This is a genomic window from Nonomuraea solani, assembly GCF_900108335.1.
Lineage (GTDB): Bacteria > Actinomycetota > Actinomycetes > Streptosporangiales > Streptosporangiaceae > Nonomuraea > Nonomuraea solani.
Genome location: NZ_FNVT01000008.1, coordinates 208,418 through 226,838, shown reverse-complemented (window position 1 = coordinate 226,838; position 18,421 = coordinate 208,418). Strand labels below are relative to the sequence as shown.

General features: G+C 71.1%; 16 protein-coding genes. 14 read left to right on the top strand and 2 right to left on the bottom strand.

Annotated elements, in window-relative coordinates; genetic code table 11:
* Positions 1–30: 30 nt before the first annotated feature.
* Positions 31–216 carry a 50S ribosomal protein L28 gene (gene rpmB, locus C4V41_RS28610; RefSeq protein WP_103959048.1) on the bottom strand — a complete coding sequence of 62 codons (186 nt, stop codon included), beginning with the start codon at positions 214–216 and terminating at the stop codon, positions 31–33.
* Between the two features lie 234 nt (positions 217–450).
* On the opposite strand from rpmB, the gene C4V41_RS28605 reads away from it, so the two are divergent.
* The 8 genes from C4V41_RS28605 (at position 451) to mutM (ending at position 8,552) form a co-directional block, all read left to right on the top strand.
* Entirely contained in the window at positions 451–1,995 is a 1,545-nt protein-coding gene (locus tag C4V41_RS28605) for a DAK2 domain-containing protein (protein ID WP_103959047.1), read from the top strand.
* A gap of 112 nt (positions 1,996–2,107) precedes the next feature.
* Positions 2,108–4,285: an ATP-dependent DNA helicase RecG gene (gene recG / locus C4V41_RS28600; RefSeq protein WP_103959046.1), complete on the top strand. Its 2,178-nt coding sequence runs from the start codon at positions 2,108–2,110 to the stop codon at positions 4,283–4,285.
* A 440-nt stretch (positions 4,286–4,725) separates the two neighbouring features.
* Positions 4,726–5,292, top strand: a complete 567-nt coding sequence (gene rsmD / locus C4V41_RS28595) for a 16S rRNA (guanine(966)-N(2))-methyltransferase RsmD (RefSeq protein WP_103959045.1) — start codon at positions 4,726–4,728, stop codon at positions 5,290–5,292.
* 14 nt (positions 5,293–5,306) lie between these two features.
* Positions 5,307–5,783, top strand: a complete 477-nt coding sequence (gene coaD, locus C4V41_RS28590) for a pantetheine-phosphate adenylyltransferase (RefSeq protein ID WP_103959044.1) — start codon at positions 5,307–5,309, stop codon at positions 5,781–5,783.
* A gap of 54 nt (positions 5,784–5,837) precedes the next feature.
* Positions 5,838–6,407, top strand: a complete 570-nt coding sequence (locus C4V41_RS28585; RefSeq protein WP_103959043.1) for a YceD family protein — start codon at positions 5,838–5,840, stop codon at positions 6,405–6,407.
* Between the two features lies 1 nt (position 6,408).
* Positions 6,409–6,588, top strand: coding sequence for a 50S ribosomal protein L32 (gene rpmF, locus C4V41_RS28580; protein WP_033409409.1), 180 nt, complete (start codon positions 6,409–6,411; stop codon positions 6,586–6,588).
* Between the two features lie 258 nt (positions 6,589–6,846).
* The gene (gene rnc, locus C4V41_RS28575) at positions 6,847–7,566 is read left to right on the top strand and encodes a ribonuclease III (protein WP_103959042.1); all 720 of its coding nucleotides are present in this window, start codon (positions 6,847–6,849) and stop codon (positions 7,564–7,566) included.
* Positions 7,567–7,706: 140 nt separating this feature from the next.
* Positions 7,707–8,552: a bifunctional DNA-formamidopyrimidine glycosylase/DNA-(apurinic or apyrimidinic site) lyase gene (gene mutM, locus C4V41_RS28570; RefSeq protein ID WP_103959041.1), complete on the top strand. Its 846-nt coding sequence runs from the start codon at positions 7,707–7,709 to the stop codon at positions 8,550–8,552.
* On the opposite strand, the gene C4V41_RS28565 is transcribed toward mutM, so the two are convergent.
* A complete protein-coding gene (locus C4V41_RS28565) occupies positions 8,500–9,687 on the bottom strand; it encodes an MFS transporter (RefSeq protein ID WP_103959040.1) in 1,188 nt (395 codons plus the stop codon). The genes mutM and C4V41_RS28565 overlap by 53 nt on opposite strands.
* Before the next feature lie 92 nt (positions 9,688–9,779).
* On the opposite strand from C4V41_RS28565, the gene C4V41_RS28560 reads away from it, so the two are divergent.
* The 6 genes from C4V41_RS28560 to C4V41_RS28535 all read left to right on the top strand — a co-directional run bounded on the left by C4V41_RS28560 (position 9,780) and on the right by C4V41_RS28535 (position 18,419).
* Positions 9,780–10,682 carry a LysR family transcriptional regulator gene (locus C4V41_RS28560; protein ID WP_103959039.1) on the top strand — a complete coding sequence of 301 codons (903 nt, stop codon included), beginning with the start codon at positions 9,780–9,782 and terminating at the stop codon, positions 10,680–10,682.
* A gap of 12 nt (positions 10,683–10,694) precedes the next feature.
* Positions 10,695–10,973, top strand: coding sequence for an acylphosphatase (locus C4V41_RS28555; protein WP_103959038.1), 279 nt, complete (start codon positions 10,695–10,697; stop codon positions 10,971–10,973).
* Positions 10,974–11,163: 190 nt separating this feature from the next.
* Positions 11,164–11,358 (top strand): hypothetical protein, encoded by a 195-nt coding sequence (locus C4V41_RS28550; protein ID WP_103959037.1) that lies wholly within the window; start codon positions 11,164–11,166, stop codon positions 11,356–11,358.
* 176 nt (positions 11,359–11,534) lie between these two features.
* Positions 11,535–15,218: a chromosome segregation protein SMC gene (smc, locus tag C4V41_RS28545; RefSeq protein ID WP_103959036.1), complete on the top strand. Its 3,684-nt coding sequence runs from the start codon at positions 11,535–11,537 to the stop codon at positions 15,216–15,218.
* 53 nt (positions 15,219–15,271) lie between these two features.
* Positions 15,272–16,447, top strand: a complete 1,176-nt coding sequence (ftsY, locus tag C4V41_RS28540) for a signal recognition particle-docking protein FtsY (RefSeq protein ID WP_103959035.1) — start codon at positions 15,272–15,274, stop codon at positions 16,445–16,447.
* A 295-nt stretch (positions 16,448–16,742) separates the two neighbouring features.
* Positions 16,743–18,419, top strand: a complete 1,677-nt coding sequence (locus tag C4V41_RS28535) for a tetratricopeptide repeat protein (protein ID WP_103959034.1) — start codon at positions 16,743–16,745, stop codon at positions 18,417–18,419.
* Positions 18,420–18,421 lie beyond the last annotated feature (2 nt).

The window sequence follows — 18,421 nt, the reverse complement described above, 5'->3', positions numbered from 1 at the left end:
GGAGCGACGGGCTTACGCGGAAGTGGGAACTTAGCGGGAGACCTTGCCCGCCTTGATGCACGAGGTGCACACGTTCAGCTTCTTCGGCGTGCCACCGATGACCGCGCGAACCGTCTGGATGTTGGGGTTCCAACGACGGCGGGTGCGGCGGTGAGAGTGGGACACGTTGTTGCCGAAGGTCGGCCCCTTGCGGCAGACATCGCAGACGGAAGCCACGGTATCGCTCCTTTAAACAGTCGATATAGCCCTGTCCGCTGATGCTTTCCGGGCGGTGGGCATGCCGGGACAACCGGCCAGCCAGACGAGAATATCCGATCCACCCCGATGGACGCGAACCAGCGCAGCTGGACCGAGACCCGGGCAGGGATATTCTCCTCCAACAACGGTAGCGCATCCGGACCGGGAGGTCGGTCGGAGCCGGTTGATCGGGGACGAAGTCGGAGGGCGCAGATGAAGATCCTCGATCCACCCGCCGTGCGACGCTGGGCCCGCCTGGCGGCCGACGCGCTCGGCCAGGCCAGGACGGAGATCGACGCGCTCAACGTGTTCCCGGTCGCCGACGGTGACACCGGCACCAACCTGCACCTGACGATGTTGTCCGCGGCCGAGGCGGTCGAGTCGCTGCCCGAGGACGTCGACGCGGCCGTGGTGTGGCAGACGCTCTCGTACGGGGCCCTGGTGGGCGCGCGCGGCAACTCCGGGGTGATCGTCAGCCAGGCGCTGCGCGGCCTCGCCGAAGTGCTCAAGGATGGCCCCGACCTGCGCGCCGGGCTGCTCAGGGCGGCCCTGCTGGCCAGGGAGGCGGTGGCCAGGCCGGTCGAGGGCACGGTGCTGAGCGTGCTGGAGTCGGCGGCGCGGGCGGTGCAGGAGGTGGACGGCGACCTGCCGGAGGTGGCGCGGCAGGCGGCGGGGGAGGCGCGGGCGGCGCTGCGCCGTACCCCTGACCAGCTTGAGGTGCTGGCCCGCAGCGGCGTGGTGGACGCGGGCGGCGCGGGCGCGGCGATCGTGCTGGAGACCCTGGCCGCGGTGGTCACCGGCGCCCACATAGCTCATTACGACGTGCCGCCGCCGACCGCGCGGGTGTCGCCGATGACGGAGGTGGGGGCGGGCTACGAGGTGATGTACCTGCTGGACGCCGATGACCGGGCGGTGGCCGGGCTGCGGGCGGAGCTCGACGCGATGGGCGACTCGCTGGTCGTGGTCGGCGGCGACGGCCTGTGGAACGTGCACGTCCACGTGGCCGAGGCGGGTCCCGCCGTGGAGGCCGGGCTGCGGGCCGGGCGGCCGCACCGGATCAAGATCACGTATCTGGCGGAGCGCACCCATCGGGGCAGCGCGGGCCGGGGCGTGGTGGCGGTGGCCGCGGGTGCGGGCATCGCGGCGCTGTTCGAGGAGTGCGGCGCGGTCGTCGTACGCCGTGAGCCCGGCACCCGCCCCGCCCTCCCCGCCCTGCTCGCCGCCATCAGGCAGGCGGGCAACGAGGTCGCGGTCCTGCCCAATGACGAGGGCGTCAGGTCGGTCGCCGCCGCCGCGGCGGAGGTCGCCCGCGAGGACGGCGTGGTGGTCAGCGTGCTGCCCACGAAGGCGACCGTGCAGGGGCTGGCGGCGCTGGCCGTGCACGACCCGCTGCGGCGCTTCGACGACGACGTGGTGGCGATGACGGACGCGGCCGGGCACACGCGGTACGGGCACGTGACGGTGGCCGACCGGGAGGCGTTCACGAGCGCCGGGGTGTGCCGGCCCGGAGACGTCCTGGGCATGATCGACGGCGACGTGGCGGTGATCGGTGGCTCGGTCGAAAGCGTGGCGGTCCTGGTCGTGGACCGGATGGTGGCGGGCGGCGGCGAACTGGTCACGCTGGTCACGGGCGCCCTGGCCCCGGACGGCCTGGCCGCCCACGTCGAGGAGCATCTGGTACGTACGCGCCCCGACGTGGACCTGGCCGTGTACGACGGCGAACAGGGCGGCTACCCGCTCCTGATCGGCGTGGAGTGAACACGGCCGGGAAGCCCCAGCCTGATCGGCGTGGAGTGAACGCGGGCCGGAAAGGCCGCGAGATGTGTCTCGGCGGGATTCCTGTCGGCCGCAGGCGGTAGAACTTATTGCCGTGAGCCGTTTCGACGAGCCCCTGACGAAGGCGCTCGACCCGAAGACCGCCAAGCTCCTGCACTCTGTGCTCGACCTGGAGACGGTCGGCGACCTGCTGCGCCACTACCCGCGCCGCTACGCCGAGCGCGGCGAGCTGACCTCGCTCGACGCGCTGGAGGTCGACGAGCACGTCACCGTGGTGGGCGAGGTGACCAGAGCCATGCGCAAACCCATGCGCAACCGGGGCGGCACCTGGCTGGAGGCCGAGGTCGTCGACGGCAACGGCAACAAGATCTATCTGGCGTTCTTCGGCAAGGGCTCCCACGTCGCCGAGTCGCGTCTCAAGCCGGGCCGGCGGGGCATGTTCGCGGGCAAGGTGGGGCTGTTCGGGGCGCGGGCCAAGCCGCGCTGGCAGCTCTCGCACCCCGAGTTCGAGCTGTTCGAGGAGAGCGAGGACGGCGCGGAGGAGTTCGCGGCCGCCCCGGTGCCGATCTATCCGGCGGGCAAGGACCTCACGCCGTGGGTGATCAGGCGCGCGATCGGCGTGGTGCTCGACACGCTCGGCCCCCTCGACGACCCGCTGCCCGCCGGCCTGCGGGCCCGCCACGGTCTGCAGGATCTCGGTGAGGCGCTGGAGGGCATCCACCGGCCGAAGGACTTCGCCGAGATGGGGCGGGCGCGCAAGCGGCTGAAGTTCGACGAGGCGTTCGTGCTGCAGTCGGTGCTGCTCCAGCGGCGTCAGGCCGCCACCGCCTGGCCCGCCAAGGCCCGGCCGAGGCGCGACGACGGGATGCTGGCCGACTTCGACACGCGGCTGCCGTTCTCGCTGACCGAGGGGCAGGCGACGGTGGGCGAGGAGATCGCCGCCGACCTGGCGCTCGAACACCCGATGCACCGGCTGCTGCAGGGCGAGGTCGGCGCGGGCAAGACGGTGGTGGCGCTGCGGGCCATGCTGCAGGTGGTCGACGCGGGCGGCCAGGCGGTGCTGCTGGCGCCCACGGAGGTGCTGGCCCAGCAGCATCACCGCTCGATCGGCAACATGCTGGGCGACCTGGCGCAGGGCGGCATGTTCGGGGGCACGGCGGTCACGCTGCTGACCGGTTCGATGGGCGCGGCCGCCCGCCGCGTGGCCCTGCTCGACGCGGCCTCCGGCACGGCGGGCATCGTCGTCGGCACCCATGCGCTGCTGCAGGAGCACGTCCAGTTCGCCGACCTGGGGCTGGTCGTGGTGGACGAGCAGCACCGGTTCGGGGTGGAGCAGCGCGACGCCCTGCGTGAGAAGGGCGGCGGTGGCCGGCCGCATGTCCTGGTCATGACGGCCACCCCCATTCCTCGTACGGTCGCCATGACGGTCTTCGGCGACCTGGAGGTCTCGACGTTGTCCCAGCTCCCGTCGGGCCGCGCCCCCATCACCACCCACGTCGTCCCGGCCGCCGAGAAGCCCCACTACCTGGAGCGCACCTGGCAGCGAGTCAGGGAGGAGGTGGGTCTCGGCCGGCAGGCCTACATCGTCTGCCCCCGCATCGGCGACCTCGAAGGCGACGAGGGCGACCTGGCCGCGGTGACCAAGGACGACGACCGCCGCCCGCCGCTCGCCGTCCTGGACGTGGCCGAGCTGCTGAGAGAGGGCCCCTTCCACGACCTGCGCGTCGGCACGCTGCACGGCAAGCTGCCGCCGGAGGAGAAGGACGCGATCATGCGCTCGTTCACGCGCGGCGAGCTCGACGTCCTGGTGGCCACGACGGTCATCGAGGTGGGCGTCGACGTCCCCAACTCCTCCGTCATGATCATCATGGACGCCGACCGCTTCGGCGTCTCCCAGCTCCACCAGCTCAGAGGCCGCGTCGGCCGGGGCGGCCTGCCCGGCCTGTGCCTTCTGGTCTCGGACTTCTCGGAGGGCACCCCCGCCCGCGCCCGCCTGGACGCGGTGGCGGCGACCCTGGACGGCTTCGAGCTGTCGCGGGTGGACCTGGAGCAACGCCGCGAAGGCGACGTCCTGGGCGCCGCCCAGTCGGGCAAGCGCTCGTCCCTGAAGCTCCTGCAACTCCTCAGAGACGAGGACGTCATCGCCACCGCCCGGGAAGAGGCGGCGGCCCTCCTGAGGGAGGACCCGGACCTGACGTCCCATGAGGGCCTGAGCGCGGAGATCAACAGGCTCCTGGCGGACGAACGAGCGGAATACCTGGAAAAGACGTAAAAGGTCAGCTGAGGGCTCGCGTAGCGGTGCTCAGCCGGTGAAGGGTCAGAGGCCGTTTCCTGGAGGGCCCTCAGCCGGAGTGCGGCGGGTGGCGGGCCACGGCGGCGCGTAACGGATGGAAAGGCTCGGCCGGAGCGCGGCGCGCAGCGGATGGAAAAGGCTCTCAGCCGGAGTGCGGCGCGTAAGAGACAAAGATCCCAGCCGCGGGGACGGCCTCCCCCCGAATGCCGTCCCCGGCTGGGCCCACCCTCGGGTCAGGTGCCGAGGGAACCGGCGTGCGGAAGGGCTCACGATCACGCCGGTCGGCCTTCACGTGGGTCACCTTGAAGGCCGCAGACTCATCATGTGCGCCCCGCCGCCCGATGCCAATCACCCTTGCGCACTCAAGGCAGACACTTGTCCACTCTTGACCTGCGTGAACATGCGGAACAATGGGTCACATGACGCGGATCATCGCAGGCACGGCCGGTGGGCGGCGTTTGGCCGTGCCGCCGGGGCGCGGAACGAGGCCGACCAGCGACAGGGCACGAGAAGGGATCTTCTTGACCCTCGACTCCCTGTACGGACTCCACGACGCCCGGCTCCTCGACCTGTACGCCGGTTCCGGGGCCATCGGCCTGGAGGCCCTGTCGCGGGGAGCGGCCGAGGCCGCGCTCGTCGAGTCCGACCCCAAGGCCGTGCGCACGATCAAGGCCAACGTACGGGAGCTCGGCCTCGGCGGCGCCCTCGTGGTGGCCGACAAGGTCGAGCGCCTGCTCGCCAAAACGCCTGATCAGCCGTACGACATCGTGTTCGCGGACCCGCCCTACGCCGTCTCCGACGGTGAGGTCGAACACGTTCTGGGGCTCCTGCGCGACAACGGCTGGCTGGTTGGTGAGGCGTTGGTGGCATTCGAGAGGGAAAGCAGGGGAAAGCCCCTGATGTGGCCTGAAGGGTACGTTGAGGAGAGGGTCCGTCGTTATGGCGAAGCATCCGTTTGGTACGGTCGCGCCGCCGGGAACCCGTAGACCTGGGAGGCGTCTTGCGCCGCGTAGTCTGCCCGGGGTCGTTCGACCCCATCACCAATGGACATCTCGACATCATCGGCCGCGCAGCGCGGCTGTACGACGAGGTGACCGTGGCCGTTCTCATCAACGTCGAGAAAAGCAGCCTGTTCACGGTGGACGAACGGATTGACATCCTGCAGACCGTGACCAAGGAGTATCCGCAGGTGAAGGTGCGGAAGTTCCACGGCCTGCTGGTCGACTTCTGCAGACAGAACGACATCCCCGCCATCGTCAAGGGCATCAGGGTGGTCAGCGACTTCGACTACGAGTTGCAGATGGCGCAGCTCAACTACCGTTTGTCGGGGGTCGAGACGCTGTTCATGCCCACGAACCCCGAATACTCGTTCCTGTCCTCGTCCAGGGTGAAGGAGATCGCCCGATATGGCGGGGACGTCTCGGGTTTGGTGCCCGACCTGGTCCACAAGCTGCTCATAGAGCGGCTCAGGGGCTGAGCGCGACCTGCTATCCTTTCATTTCGGCCTTGTACGACGGCGATCGTTTTCGCCATGCCTAGCGAGAGCAGGATGACTCAGCACCTCGACCCCCGCTCCCCTTGGGTGATCTCCACTCACGATCTGGGAAAGCGGCCCGGGACGATGCGGCGGATGACCCTGTCCCTCCCGGCACCGGCGGATCTCGGCGTCGACATGATCGGTGTCCCCAAGGACGCCGAAGTCGAGCTGGATCTCCGGCTTGAAGCAGTGATGGAAGGCGTGCTCGTCACAGGCACGGCGCAGACCCCGCTCGCCGGGGAGTGCGCGCGGTGTCTTGACCCGGTCACCTCGGAGATCGAGGTCGACCTGCAGGAGCTGTTCTTCTACTCCGACGAGGACGCCTCGGAGGAGGATTCGCTGCTCGACGGTGAGCTGTTCGACCTCGAGCCGACGTTCCGCGACGCGGTGGTGCTCGCACTGCCGCTGAGTCCCGTGTGCCGCGAGGAATGCGAAGGGCTCTGCGTGGAGTGCGGGGTCAAGCTGGCCGAGGCCGGCGACGATCACCGGCACGAGAAGATCGACGCTCGCTGGGCGTCGTTGCAAGGTCTGATTTCCGACAAAGATAACGATCAGGAGAAGTGACGTGGCCGTCCCGAAGCGAAAGATGTCGCGGAGCAACACCCGCGCCCGTCGCTCCCAGTGGAAGACGACTGCTGTCGCCCTGGTGAGCTGCCCGCAGTGCCGTTCGCCCAAGCAGCCGCACATCGCGTGCCCCACCTGCGGCACCTACAACCGTCGTCAGGTCATCGAGCCGTCCGCCTGATCCGGCTGGCGGGAAGCCCGCCGGATCCACGGCGAGGGGTTTCTCATTCAGCAGTTGACGTGATGCCGACCGGGTGCAATTGTGCCTCGGTCGGCGTTACCGTCTCAGAAGCGTGCGGCGGCGGTTCGCCCGCGGCCGTGGTGGACGCCGGGGCTACGCGTTACCCCGACGCCCACCACGTTTTCGGGCATCATTCGCAGCCGACGCGCCATGTGAAGATGTCCGAGGAGGAAGCACGTGGGCGCAGGTCCTAAGCCGGTGGCCGTCGAGGTCGCCAAAGACGAGCTGGAGCGGGTTCTGGCGGTCGGCCTGGACTCCGACATTCTCGAGCGGGCGCTGACGCACCGCTCCTACGCGTACGAGAACGGCGGCCTGCCCACCAACGAGCGCCTGGAGTTCCTCGGCGACTCGGTGCTGGGCCTGGTGGTCACCGACACCCTCTACCGCAACCACCCCGACCTGCCGGAAGGCCAGCTCGCGAAGCTGCGCGCCGCGGTCGTCAACATGCGGGCGCTGGCCGACGTGGCCAGAGGTCTCGGCCTGGGCCGCTTCCTGCGGCTGGGCAGGGGCGAGGAGGGCACGGGCGGGCGCGACAAGTCCTCCATCCTGGCCGACACCCTTGAGGCGCTGATCGGCGCGATCTACGTCGACAAGGGCCTCGACGAGGCGTTCCGGGTCGTCCACCTGCTGTTCGACCCGCTGATCGTGCGCTCGGCCTCGCTCGGCGCCGGGCTCGACTGGAAGACCTCGCTGCAGGAGCTCACCGCCTCCGAGGCGCTCGGCGTGCCCGAATACCACGTCGAGGAGAGTGGCCCCGACCACGCCAAGTCGTTCACGGCCATGGTGCGGGTCGGCGGCGAGTCCTACGGCTCGGGCACCGGCCGCAGCAAGAAGGAGGCCGAGCAGCAGGCGGCCGAGGCGGCGTGGACCCGGATCAGGGCCCGCAGGGAGCAGCGCGAGAGCCAGCCCGCAGGCTGAGGCCGACGCCGTCACACCGACCCCGGAACGGCCCGAAGCGGGTCAAGGCGATCCGACGCCGGGAAGCCGGGACGGGCCTTCCGGTGTTGTCCAAAAGGTGAGATTTAGGTTGCCTGAGCGTTCAGAGAACGAGGTCCGAAGTGCCTGAGTTGCCGGAGGTCGAGGTCGTCAGGCGCGGCCTCGCGCAATGGGTGCTCGGCCGCGAGATCGCCTCGGCCGAAGTGCTGCACCCCCGCGCCATCAGGCGCCACGTCCCCGGCGCCGACGAGTTCACCGCGCGCCTCAAGGGCCGCACGGTGCTGTCGGCGGAGCGCCGCGGCAAATATCTGTGGCTCCCGCTGTCGGGCGACGACGAGGCCCTCCTCGCCCACCTGGGCATGAGCGGCCAGCTCCTTGTGGTCGACCAGGACTCGCCGCTGGAGAAGCACCTCCGGGTTCTCCTCCGCTTCGAGGACGGCGGCCCCGACCTGCGCTTCGTCGACCAGCGCACGTTCGGCCACGTGATGCTCACCACCCTGGTGGACGGCGTGCCGGCACCGATCGCGCACATCGCCCCCGACCCGTTCGAGGCGGCGTTCGACGAGGCCGAGTTCACCCGCAGGCTCAGGGCCAAGCGGACCGAGATCAAGCGGGCGCTGCTCGACCAGTCCCTGATCAGCGGCGTCGGCAACATCTACGCCGACGAGGCCCTGTGGATCGCGCGGCTGCACTGGACCCGTGCCACGCACACGCTCACCCGTCCCAAGGTGGCCGAACTGCTCACGGCCGTGCGCACGGTCATGGGCGCCGCCCTGCGACAGGGCGGCACCTCGTTCGACAGCCTGTACGTGAACGTCAACGGCGAGAGCGGCTACTTCGAGCGCTCGCTGGAGGTCTACGGCCGCCGTGACCTGCCCTGTTCCCGCTGCGGCAGCGCGATCAGGCGTGAGGCGTTCATGAACCGGTCGTCGTACTCCTGCCCCAAATGCCAGCGACAGCCGCGCTGAGCACCGCCAGCCCGGCGCCCAGCCACATCACCGCGGTGATCGACACGCCGTCCACGATCCGGCCGCCGGCGAACGAGCCGAGCGCGATGGAGACGTTGAAGGCGCCGACGAACAGCGCCGTGCCCAGCTCACCGCCGCCCGAGCGCATGATCCAGAGCTGCAGGGTCACCCCGACGCCGCCGTAGCCGAGGCCCCACACCACGAGCACGGCCAGGGGCAGCCCGACCAGCGGCAGCGCCGCCGTGGCCACCGCCATGAGCCCGGCCAGGATCATCAGGACGGCCCGGGGGTTCCGCGCCGCCCGCGCGCCGGCCGCGAAGTTGCCCGCCACGCCCGCGGCCCCGTACAGCAGGAGTGCCGTGCCGACCAGGGCGGGACCGGCGTGTGAGACCTGCTCCAGGAACGGGCGGAGGTAGGTGTAGGCGGCGAAGTGGCCGGAGACGATCAGGACGGTCAGCACGAGCACGACCTTGAGCGGCCCTGAGAGCCACGCGAAGCGCCCGGCCTGCCCCGACCCTGCCACAGGGCCCGGGCGCTCCTCAGAAGGGCCAGGGAGGGGCGGCAGCGTCACCGCCAGCAGCACGAGCAGGGCCAGCGCCACCACCCCCATGGCCGCGAACGCGCTGCGCCACCCCGCGAACGACGAGACGAACGTCGCCGCCGGCACCCCCAGCACCGACGCCACCGACACCCCGGCCAAGATGATCGACGTGGCCCGCCCCACGGACGGCCCGGGCACAAGCCGCGTCCCCAGGCCCGCCGCGAAGGCCCAGAAACCGCCGATGCTCACCCCGGTCAGCACCCGGGCGGCCAGCATGACGGGGTGGTTCGGGGCGAGCGCGGCCGCCAGGTTCGCCACCGCCAGCAACGCCATCAGCCCGAGCAGGATGACGCGCCGGTCCAGGCGGCGCGCGGTCAGTGCCAGTACGGGCGCGGAGACCGCGGCGACCAGCCCGGGGGCGGACATGGTCAGGCCCGCCGTCCCCGCCGAGACGCCGAGGTCGGCGGCGATCGAGGTCAGCAGGCCGACGGGCAGCATCTCGCTGGTCACGATGGTGAAGGTGCCCACCGCGACCGAGGTCACGGCGAGCCAGCGCGCCGGTGTGGCGGTGGAAATGTCGGTCATGGTCGTCATGTCGTTCAGCCTCCGGCCGGACCGGTGGCGGGAACAATGACGAAGGCCGAAGGCTTGGTTTAGGTGGGCTAAGCGATGCGCCGGAGGTGGGGATGGAATTCAGGGAGCTGGAGTGCTTCATCGTGCTGAGCGAGGAGCTGCACTTCGCGCGGACGGCCGACCGGCTCTACCTGTCGCCGGGGCGGGTGAGCCAGCTCATGCGCTCGCTGGAGACCAGGATCGGCGGCCGGCTCTTCAACCGGACCAGCAGGCGCGTACGCCTCACGCCACTCGGCGAACGTTTCCTGGCCGACCTGCGGCCCTCCTACGACGGCCTGGCCGGCGCCGTGAGCAGGGCCAAGGCGGCGGCCCGCGAGGTGACGGGGGCGATCAGGGTCGGGTTCCTGGCCACGCCGACCGACGTCGTCACGGGCAGCGTACGCGCCTTCGAGCGCCTCAATCCCGGCGCCGAGGCCGAGCTGGTGGAGATCCCCCTGTCCGACCCCTTCGGCAAGCTGCGCGCCGGTCAGGTGGACATCGCGTTCACGCTGCTGCCGATCGACGAGCCCGACCTGGCGACGGGCGAGGCCCTGAACTCCGTCTCCCATCAGCTCGGCCTGTCCGTCCGGCACCCGCTGGCCGGCCGGGCGGGCATCGGCGTCGAGGAGCTGGCGTCCGTACCGCTGATCGGGCTGGACGGGCCGGCCCCGCGCTCGTGGCACGAGCGAATCGCACCGTCCGTAACCCCTTCCGGACGGTCCATATCCAGCGCCGGTAGGGTGGCCACCACCCAGGAGGGCCTGACGCAGGTGGCGCTCGACCGGGGCGGCATGCTGTTCTGCACGCCCACGGCGGCCCAGCACGTCCGTCCGGACATCAGCTTCGTTCCCGTCGCCGGGCTGCCCGCCTCCATCTTCGGCCTGGCCTGGGTGCGATCCGCGGAGACGGCCGCCATCCTGGCCTTCAACGAGGCGGCGGCCGGTCAGGCGGCGGTGGAGAAAGCCCTGGTGGCGTGAGCAGGAGATGAAATGACGGAGAACACCCGCGTGACGGCCTGGGTACGGGGCAGGGTCCAGGGTGTGGGCTTCCGATGGTGGACCCGGGCGCGTGCCCTGGAGCTCGGTCTCGCGGGGTGGGCGCGCAACACCGCGGACGGCCGGGTGGAGGTGGTCGCGGAGGGATCACGCGAGGCGTGCGTCAAGCTGCTGGAGCTGCTCAAAGGTTGCGACACGCCGGGCAGAGTGGATGGAGTAGTAGAACGCTGGAGCGAACCCCGAGGTAGTTTGGGCGGGTTTGTGGAGCGGTAGTCCCTTTCGTCAAACCGCCCAAATAGGGTATAGTTGTATGTCGGGAGTGCCTACCAGTGGGGCTCAGCGGTTCGTTCGACTTGACCGCCCACACTGCCGGTGCGACTCTTGTTAGGTACCACGCGCACCCCTCCCGCGGAATAGAAGTGCGCGAACCAGTCTGGTCACTCAGCGTGGAGGACCCTTTACCATGGCGAAGGCTCTACTCGGCCACGTCGGCGGTCCTGACCCTCGAATGGTCTCCGAAATGCGCCGCCTGCAGCAGCGTATCCGGGACCTGGAGGCAGAACTCATCCGACTTCAGGCCACCAACGACGCTCTTGCAGCGCAAACCCGCGAAGAAGCGCTAAGTCGCATGCAGGAGCGCGAGCCGGCACTCACCTGAGAGTGATCGGAGCGCTAGACCCCAGGGACGTCTCGGAGAGGCGTCCCTTGTTATTTTCCCCTTTACGGAAAGCTTCCTTTGCCCTGTTCGGCGTGGTGCCGACTGCACGTGCCCACGTGGGGCAGTAAGGACCAGTAGGCTCTTGCGGAAGTCCGTTCAGGAGAAGGGGGCCGCGCTTGTATTTGAAGACCCTCACCCTGCGCGGCTTCAAGTCCTTCGCCTCCGCGACCGCCCTGCGTTTCGAACCGGGCATCACCTGCGTCGTCGGCCCCAACGGCTCCGGAAAGTCCAACGTCGTCGACGCCCTGGCCTGGGTCATGGGCGAACACAGCGCCAAGTCGCTGCGCGGCGGCAAGATGGAGGACGTCATCTTCGCCGGCACCTCCTCCCGGCCGCCGCTCGGCCGCGCCGAGGTGACGCTGACCATCGACAACACCGACGGCGCGCTGCCGATCGACTACACCGAGGTCACGATCAGCCGGCTGATGTTCAGGTCGGGGCAGAGCGAATACGCCATCAACGGCGACACCTGCCGCCTGCTCGACATCCAGGAGCTGCTGTCCGACTCCGGCATCGGCCGCGAGATGCACGTGATCGTCGGCCAGGGCCAGCTCGACGCCGTGCTGCACGCGGGGCCAGAAGACCGTCGGGCGTTCATCGAAGAGGCCGCCGGCGTGCTCAAGCACCGCAAGCGCAAGGAAAAGGCGCTGCGCAAGCTCGACGCCATGCAGGCCAACCTGACCCGCGTCCAAGACCTCGCCACCGAGCTGCGCCGCCAGCTCAAGCCGCTGGGCCGCCAGGCCGAGATCGCCCGCAAGGCCGCCGTCATCCAGGCCGACCTGCGTGACGCCAGGCTGCGGCTGCTGGCCGACGACGTGTGCATCCTGCGGACGACGCTGGAGCGCGAGGCCGCCGACGAGGCCGCGATCACGGCCAGGCGCCACCAGGTGGAGACCGAGCTGGCCGAGGGGCAGCAGCGCGAGGCCGCGCTGGAGAGCGCCGAGGCCGAGGCCCAGCCGCGGCTGACGGCCGCGCAGGAGACCTACTTCAGGCTCTCCTCCCTGCGTGAGCGCATCACCGGCCTGGAGCAGCTCGCCGCCGAGCGCCACCGGCACGCCGTCGACGCCGCCTCCATCGAGCGCAGGGGCCGCGACCCCGAAGATCTCGAACGCGAGGCCGCCGAGGCGCGCGAGCAGGAGCTGATCCTGCGGGCCGAGCTGGAGCAGGCGCAGGAGCTGCTGGAGGACGCCGTCCAGCAGCGGGCCGAGTCTGAGGGCGAGCTGAGCGCCGAGGAGCAGCGGCTCGCGATGGCCGCCAGGGCCGCCGCCGACCGCCGCGAGGGGCTGGCCAAGCTGAGCGGCCAGGTGGGTTCCGTACGCAGCCGCGCCAAGGCCGCCGAAGACGAGATCGGGCGCCTGCGGCAGGCCGTGGCCGACGCGGGCGAGCGCGAGCGGCAGGCCAGGCAGGACCTGGAGACGCAGCGGCTGGAGGAGCCCGCCGTCGATCCGGTGCTCGCCGAAGAGCTGGCCACCGCGCAGGCCGTGGTCGAGGAGGCCAGGGCGGTCGCCGACGAAGCCAGAGCGGTCGCCGAGGAGGCCAAGTCCGGCCTCGACGCGCCGCGCGCCGCGCTGCAGTCCGCCAAGGCCGGCGTCGGCGGCGCCCGCGCGGCCGACCAGGAGGCCCAGCGCGCGGTCGCGGCCCTGGCCGCCCGGCGCGACGCCCTGGAGCTGGGCCTGGCCAAGGGCGACGGCGGCGCCGCGCTGCTGGACGCGGACCTGGCCGGGGTGCTGGGCCCGCTGGCGGCCTCGATGCGGGTCACGCCGGGGGCCGAGCCGGCGGTCGCGGCCGTGCTGGGTCCCGTCGCGGAGGCGATCGCGGTCAAGACCCTGGACACCGCCGTGGAGGCCATCGACCTGCTCCGCACCCGGGACGCGGGCCAGGCGACCCTCCTGGTGGCGCTCGGCGCCGACGAGCCGGCGGAGCGCCCGGGCGGGGCGGCTCCCGGCGGCGGGCGCTGGGCGGCCGACCTGGTCACGGTGCCCGACCACCTGAGGCAGGCCCTCGATCACGTGCTGGCGGGCGTCGTCGTGGTGGACGATCTGGACACCGCGCGCACGGTCGTCGAGAGCCACCCCCACCTGCGGGCCGTCACGACGGCGGGTGACCTGGTCGGGGCGCACCTGACGAGCGGCGGCTCGGCGGGCGGCACCTCGGTGCTGCAGGTCAGGGCCGCGTTCGACCAGGCCGTCAGAGACCTGGAGGAGGCGGAGGCCAAGGCCGAGGCGACCGCCGAAGGGATGGACGAGGCGATCGCCCTGGAGCAGTCCGCCCAGGCGGCGCTGGAGGCCGCGCAGGCCCACGTCAGCGAGGCCCAGACCGCCGTCACCACCGCCCAGGCCGGCGTGAGCGCCGCCCAGGGCACGCTCGACCAGGTCAGGGGCCGCCAGCGGGAGGCCGACCAGCGCAACGCCGCCGCGGCCAGGCGGCTGGCCCAGCTTGAGGCCGCCGCCAACGCGGCCCGCGACGAGGCCGAGCGGCTCGCCGTGAGCGTCACCAAGGCCGAGGAGGCCCGTACCGAAGGGCTGGAGGAGCTGGCCGAGCTGGAGATCCGGCTGGCCGAGGCCGAATACGCGCAGGAGCTGGAGTCCGAGCCCACCACCGACCTCCGCGACGACCTGGCGAGCGCCTGCGAGGCCGCCAGGCAGCGCGAGATGGAGACCCGCCTGCAGGTGCGCACCGCGGAGGAGCGCGTCAAGGGCGTCGAGGGGCGGGCCGACGGCCTGCTCAGGGCCGCCAGGCGGGAGCGCGACGAACGCGCGCAGGCCGCCGCCGCGCGCGCCAGGCGCAGGCGGCAGGCCGCCGTCGCCGAGGCCGTCAGCAAGGGCGCCAAGCAGGTGCTCAGGGCGCTCGCGACGTCCGTCCAGCTCGCCGCCAGGGAGCGCGACGAGGCCGACCTGGCCAGGGTGGCGATCGACGCCGAGCTCAAGCAGGTACGCCTGCGCGTCCGCGAGCTGGGCCAGGAGCTCGACAAGCTGGTCAACCGGGTGCACGGCAGCGAGGTGGCCAGGACCGAGCAGCGGCTGCGGCTGGAGCAGATGGAGGAGCGGGCGCTGGAGGAATATGGCGTCGAGGTCGAGACGCTGCTCTCCGAATACGGGCCCGAGGCGACGGTTCCGGGAGACCCGCCGGTGCCGTACGTGCGCGAGGAGCAGGAGAAGCGGGCCAAGGCCGCCGAGCGGCAGATGAACCAGCTCGGCAAGGTCAACCCGCTCGCCCTGGAGGAGTTCGCGGCGCTGGAGGAGCGGCACGCCTTCCTCAACTCCCAGCTCGAAGACCTCAAGAAGACCCGGCGCGACCTGATGACCGTGGTCAAGGAGGTCGACGACCGGGTGGAGCAGATGTTCGCCTCGGCGTACGAGGACGTGGCCCGCGAGTTCGAGCAGATCTTCACCAGGGTCTTCCCCGGCGGCGACGGCCGGCTGATCCTCACCGACCCCTCCGACATGCTGACCACCGGCATCGAGGTCGAGGCCAGGCCGCCGGGCAAGAAGGTCAAGCGGCTGTCGCTGCTGTCGGGCGGGGAGCGGTCGCTGACCGCGGTGGCGTTCCTGATCTCGATCTTCAAGGCGCGGCCGTCGCCGTTCTACGTGATGGACGAGGTCGAGGCCGCGCTCGACGACACGAACACGCAGCGGCTGCTGAGGTTGTTCGAGGAGCTGAGGCAGAGCTCACAGCTCATCGTGATCACCCACAACAAGCGCACGATGGAGATCGCCGACGCGCTCTACGGCGTGTCGATGCGCGGTGACGGCGTGACACAGGTGGTCAGCCAGCGGCTAAGAGAGCGCGAATCGGCCTGATCGGTGTGGCCCTGGGCGTGACCATACGGGTCGATCTGGAAAACTGACATCTTGTGGATGGTTATCTCGGCGTCATCGTGATCGTGGCCGTCGTCGCCCTGCTGGCGGCCGGCGGTCTCTTCCTGCTGTTCAGGCCGGGTCGCAAGGCCCCGCCGGTCAAGCCGCCCGAGGCCCCCACGCTTCCCGAGGAGACGGAGAAGCGGCCCGCCGCGGCGGACGAGGAGGGCGAGGGCGCGACCACCACGCTGCCGCCGCCGGTCAAGCCCGCCGAGCCGCTCGTCAAGGAGCCCGAGGTCGAGGTTCCGCCGCCGTCCGCGGGCCGGATGGTGCGGCTGCGCGAGCGGCTGGCCCGCTCGCAGAGCGCGCTCGGGCGCGGGCTGCTCGAACTGCTCTCCCGCGACCGCCTCGACGACGAGGTGTGGGACGAGATCGAGGAGCGCCTGATCACGGCCGACGTCGGCGTCGCGCCGACGCAGGCGATCGTCGAGGAGCTGCGCACCAAGGTCAAGGTGCTGGGCAGCCGCACCCCCGCCGAGGTGCGCAACCTGCTGCGCGAGCAGCTCCTGGCGCAGATCAACCCCGATCTCGACCGCACGCTGCACGTCCAGAAGCACGGCGAGCGGCCCGCGGTCGTGCTCGTCGTGGGCGTCAACGGCACCGGCAAGACCACCACCACCGGCAAGCTCGCCCGCGTCCTCATCGGCGACGGCAAGCACGTCGTGCTCGGCGCCGCCGACACCTTCCGCGCCGCCGCCGCCGACCAGCTCCAGACCTGGGGCGAGCGGGTGGGCGCCGAGACCGTGCGCGGCCCCGAGGGCGGCGACCCGGCCTCCGTGGCCTTCGACGCCGTCGTCAAGGGCATCGACCAGAAGGTCGACGTGGTCATCATCGACACGGCCGGCCGCCTGCACACCAAGACCGGCCTGATGGACGAGCTGGGCAAGGTCAAGCGGGTCATCGAGAAGAAGGCCACGGTCGACGAGGTGCTGCTCGTCCTCGACGCCACCACCGGTCAGAACGGCATGCGCCAGGCCCAGGTGTTCGCCGAGGTGGTCAACATCACCGGCATCGCGCTGACCAAGCTCGACGGCACCGCCAAGGGCGGCATCGTGATCTCGGTGCAGCGGGAGCTGGGGGTTCCGGTCAAGCTCGCGGGGCTGGGCGAGGGGTCCGACGACCTGGCGCCGTTCGATCCCGAGGTGTTCGTGGACGCCATCCTGGGTGAGTGATCCCGTTTACGGTCGCACCGTAATCGGCGCGACACTGCCCGTTACCAGATAGGTCTTGATCCGTCACTTTCTGTTGTGTTGCCATGTTCCGGTCATCATTGATGGCCCGGGTCCGCAATGCACGTGAAAGGACGCCATGAAGAAGATCGTCGTCCACAGGCCAGGCACCGTGAAGCCGATCGCCGCCGCTGCGCCGAGGCACATTCCCTAGCAGCCTGGCCCTAGCAGCCTGGCCCAAGCAGCCTGGGCCGGCGTCCCGCCGGACGCCGGCCGTGCCGGACGGAAGAGGCAGCGCGTGGACACGATCATCCTCGACGCGGACCGCCGCATCGGCGGCCCCTACACCCTCGGCGCCGGGCTCCTCGCCCGGTTGGTGCCGGTCGCGCTCGGGCGCTGGCCGGACCTGGTCGCCGCCCACGACATCGAGATCCGGACGGCCGCGCCGGAGCTGCGCGCGTCCGTGCCCGCCCGGCGGCGTTCGCTGGCCGACGAGCTGCCCAGGGGGCAGCGCATCCTCGTGCCCGGTGCCCGCCGCAGCCTCAGGATCGCCAACGGGCTGGCCGAGTTCGTCCGTGACCACCTGACTCGTTCCGGGCCGCTCACCCTGATCGTCGGGAACGCCGGCGAGGCCGATCCCACCGACGCGGAGCTGGTGACCGTGCTGCGGCGCAGGCTCAAGCCCGGTCTCCTGCGGATCGAGGAGGGCCCGTCGGCGCCCGGCACCGGGCCGCTGCACGCCGACTTCGATCGCTACCGCGACGAGGGTTTCCACCACGCCATGGCCGAGTCGGGTCTGGAGACGCTGCGCGGGCTGGCGTACGAGGACGATCCTGAGCACTGGCAGCGGCTCCTGCAGCGGGTCGCGGCGGCGCTGGAGGCCATCGGGCGCGAGGACGAGGCCCGCGAGCTGTACGACCGGGGCCGGCGCGAGAGCACCGACCCCAAACACCGCGCCACCATGGCCTACGCCACCGCCATGATCCTCGTACGCCACCACGACCGCGCCCGCCGCGACCCCGACCAGGCCCTGGCCTGGATCAACGAGGCGATCACGATCACGTCCATGCTGCCCGACGCCCGGGAGCGGGCCTTCCACCTGGGGTTCGACCTCAACGGCAAGGCCCTGGTGGAGCTGCGCAGGGGCCGACGCGAGGCCGCCGCGGAGCTGGTGCACCAGGCCATCGAGCTGGCCGAGACGCACCTGCGCGGCGAGCATCCGGTGCACAAGCTGGTGCTGTACGCCAACCGCGGCCAACTGCTGGCCATGGCGGGGGAGCGGGAGGCGGCGCTGGCCGACCTCACGCGGGCCATCGAGACCGACCCCGGCTACCCCGACCACTACCTCGACCGCGGTAACCTGCTGCACGAGCTGGGCCGATCGGCGGAGGCGCTGGCCGATTACGAGACGGTCATGCGGCTCAGCCCACCCTTCCCCGAGGCGTACTACAACCGGGCCGAGCTCCGTTACGCCGCCGGTGACCTCGAAGGCGCCCGCGCGGACCTGGATCACACGCTGGAGCTGGACCCGGAGTTCGCGCCCGCGTACGTGAACCGGTGCGGCCTGCACGCGGCCGCCGGCGACCACGTACGCGCCCGGCGGGACGTGGAGCGCGGCCTGGAGCACGCGCCGCACGACCCCTTCCTGCTGTGCGTGCTCGGGCAGGTGGAGCTGGCCGAGATGCGCTACCCGGAGGCGCGGATGGCCTTCGACCGGGCGCTGGAGCTGGATCCCGACCTGGTGGCCGCCTGGGCGGGGCGGGCCGAGCTGGCCTTCGAGCGCGGCGACCAGGAGGCGGCGGTGGCCGACCTGACGCGGGCGCTCAAGCTGGAGGAGACGGCGGAGCTGCTGTTCAACAGGTCGCTGGCCTACCGGGAGGCGGGGCTGACCCGGCAGGCACGGCAGGACCTGCTCCGGGCCGCCGAGCTGGCCCCGGACGACGCCGACATCAGGCGGGCGCTCACCGAAGGGTGAAT

Excerpts from the sequence above, each read along its gene's own strand:
- rsmD (WP_103959045.1), top strand. The coding sequence starts at position 4,726 with ATGACGCGGATCATCGCAGGCACGGCCGGTGGGCGGCGTTTGGCCGTG.
- C4V41_RS28560 (WP_103959039.1), top strand. The coding sequence starts at position 9,780 with ATGGAATTCAGGGAGCTGGAGTGCTTCATCGTGCTGAGCGAGGAGCTG.
- C4V41_RS28605 (WP_103959047.1), top strand. The coding sequence starts at position 451 with ATGAAGATCCTCGATCCACCCGCCGTGCGACGCTGGGCCCGCCTGGCG.
- C4V41_RS28550 (WP_103959037.1), top strand. The coding sequence starts at position 11,164 with ATGGCGAAGGCTCTACTCGGCCACGTCGGCGGTCCTGACCCTCGAATG.
- C4V41_RS28555 (WP_103959038.1), top strand. The coding sequence starts at position 10,695 with ATGACGGAGAACACCCGCGTGACGGCCTGGGTACGGGGCAGGGTCCAG.
- C4V41_RS28585 (WP_103959043.1), top strand. The coding sequence starts at position 5,838 with ATGCCTAGCGAGAGCAGGATGACTCAGCACCTCGACCCCCGCTCCCCT.
- C4V41_RS28565 (WP_103959040.1), bottom strand. The coding sequence starts at position 9,687 with ATGACGACCATGACCGACATTTCCACCGCCACACCGGCGCGCTGGCTC.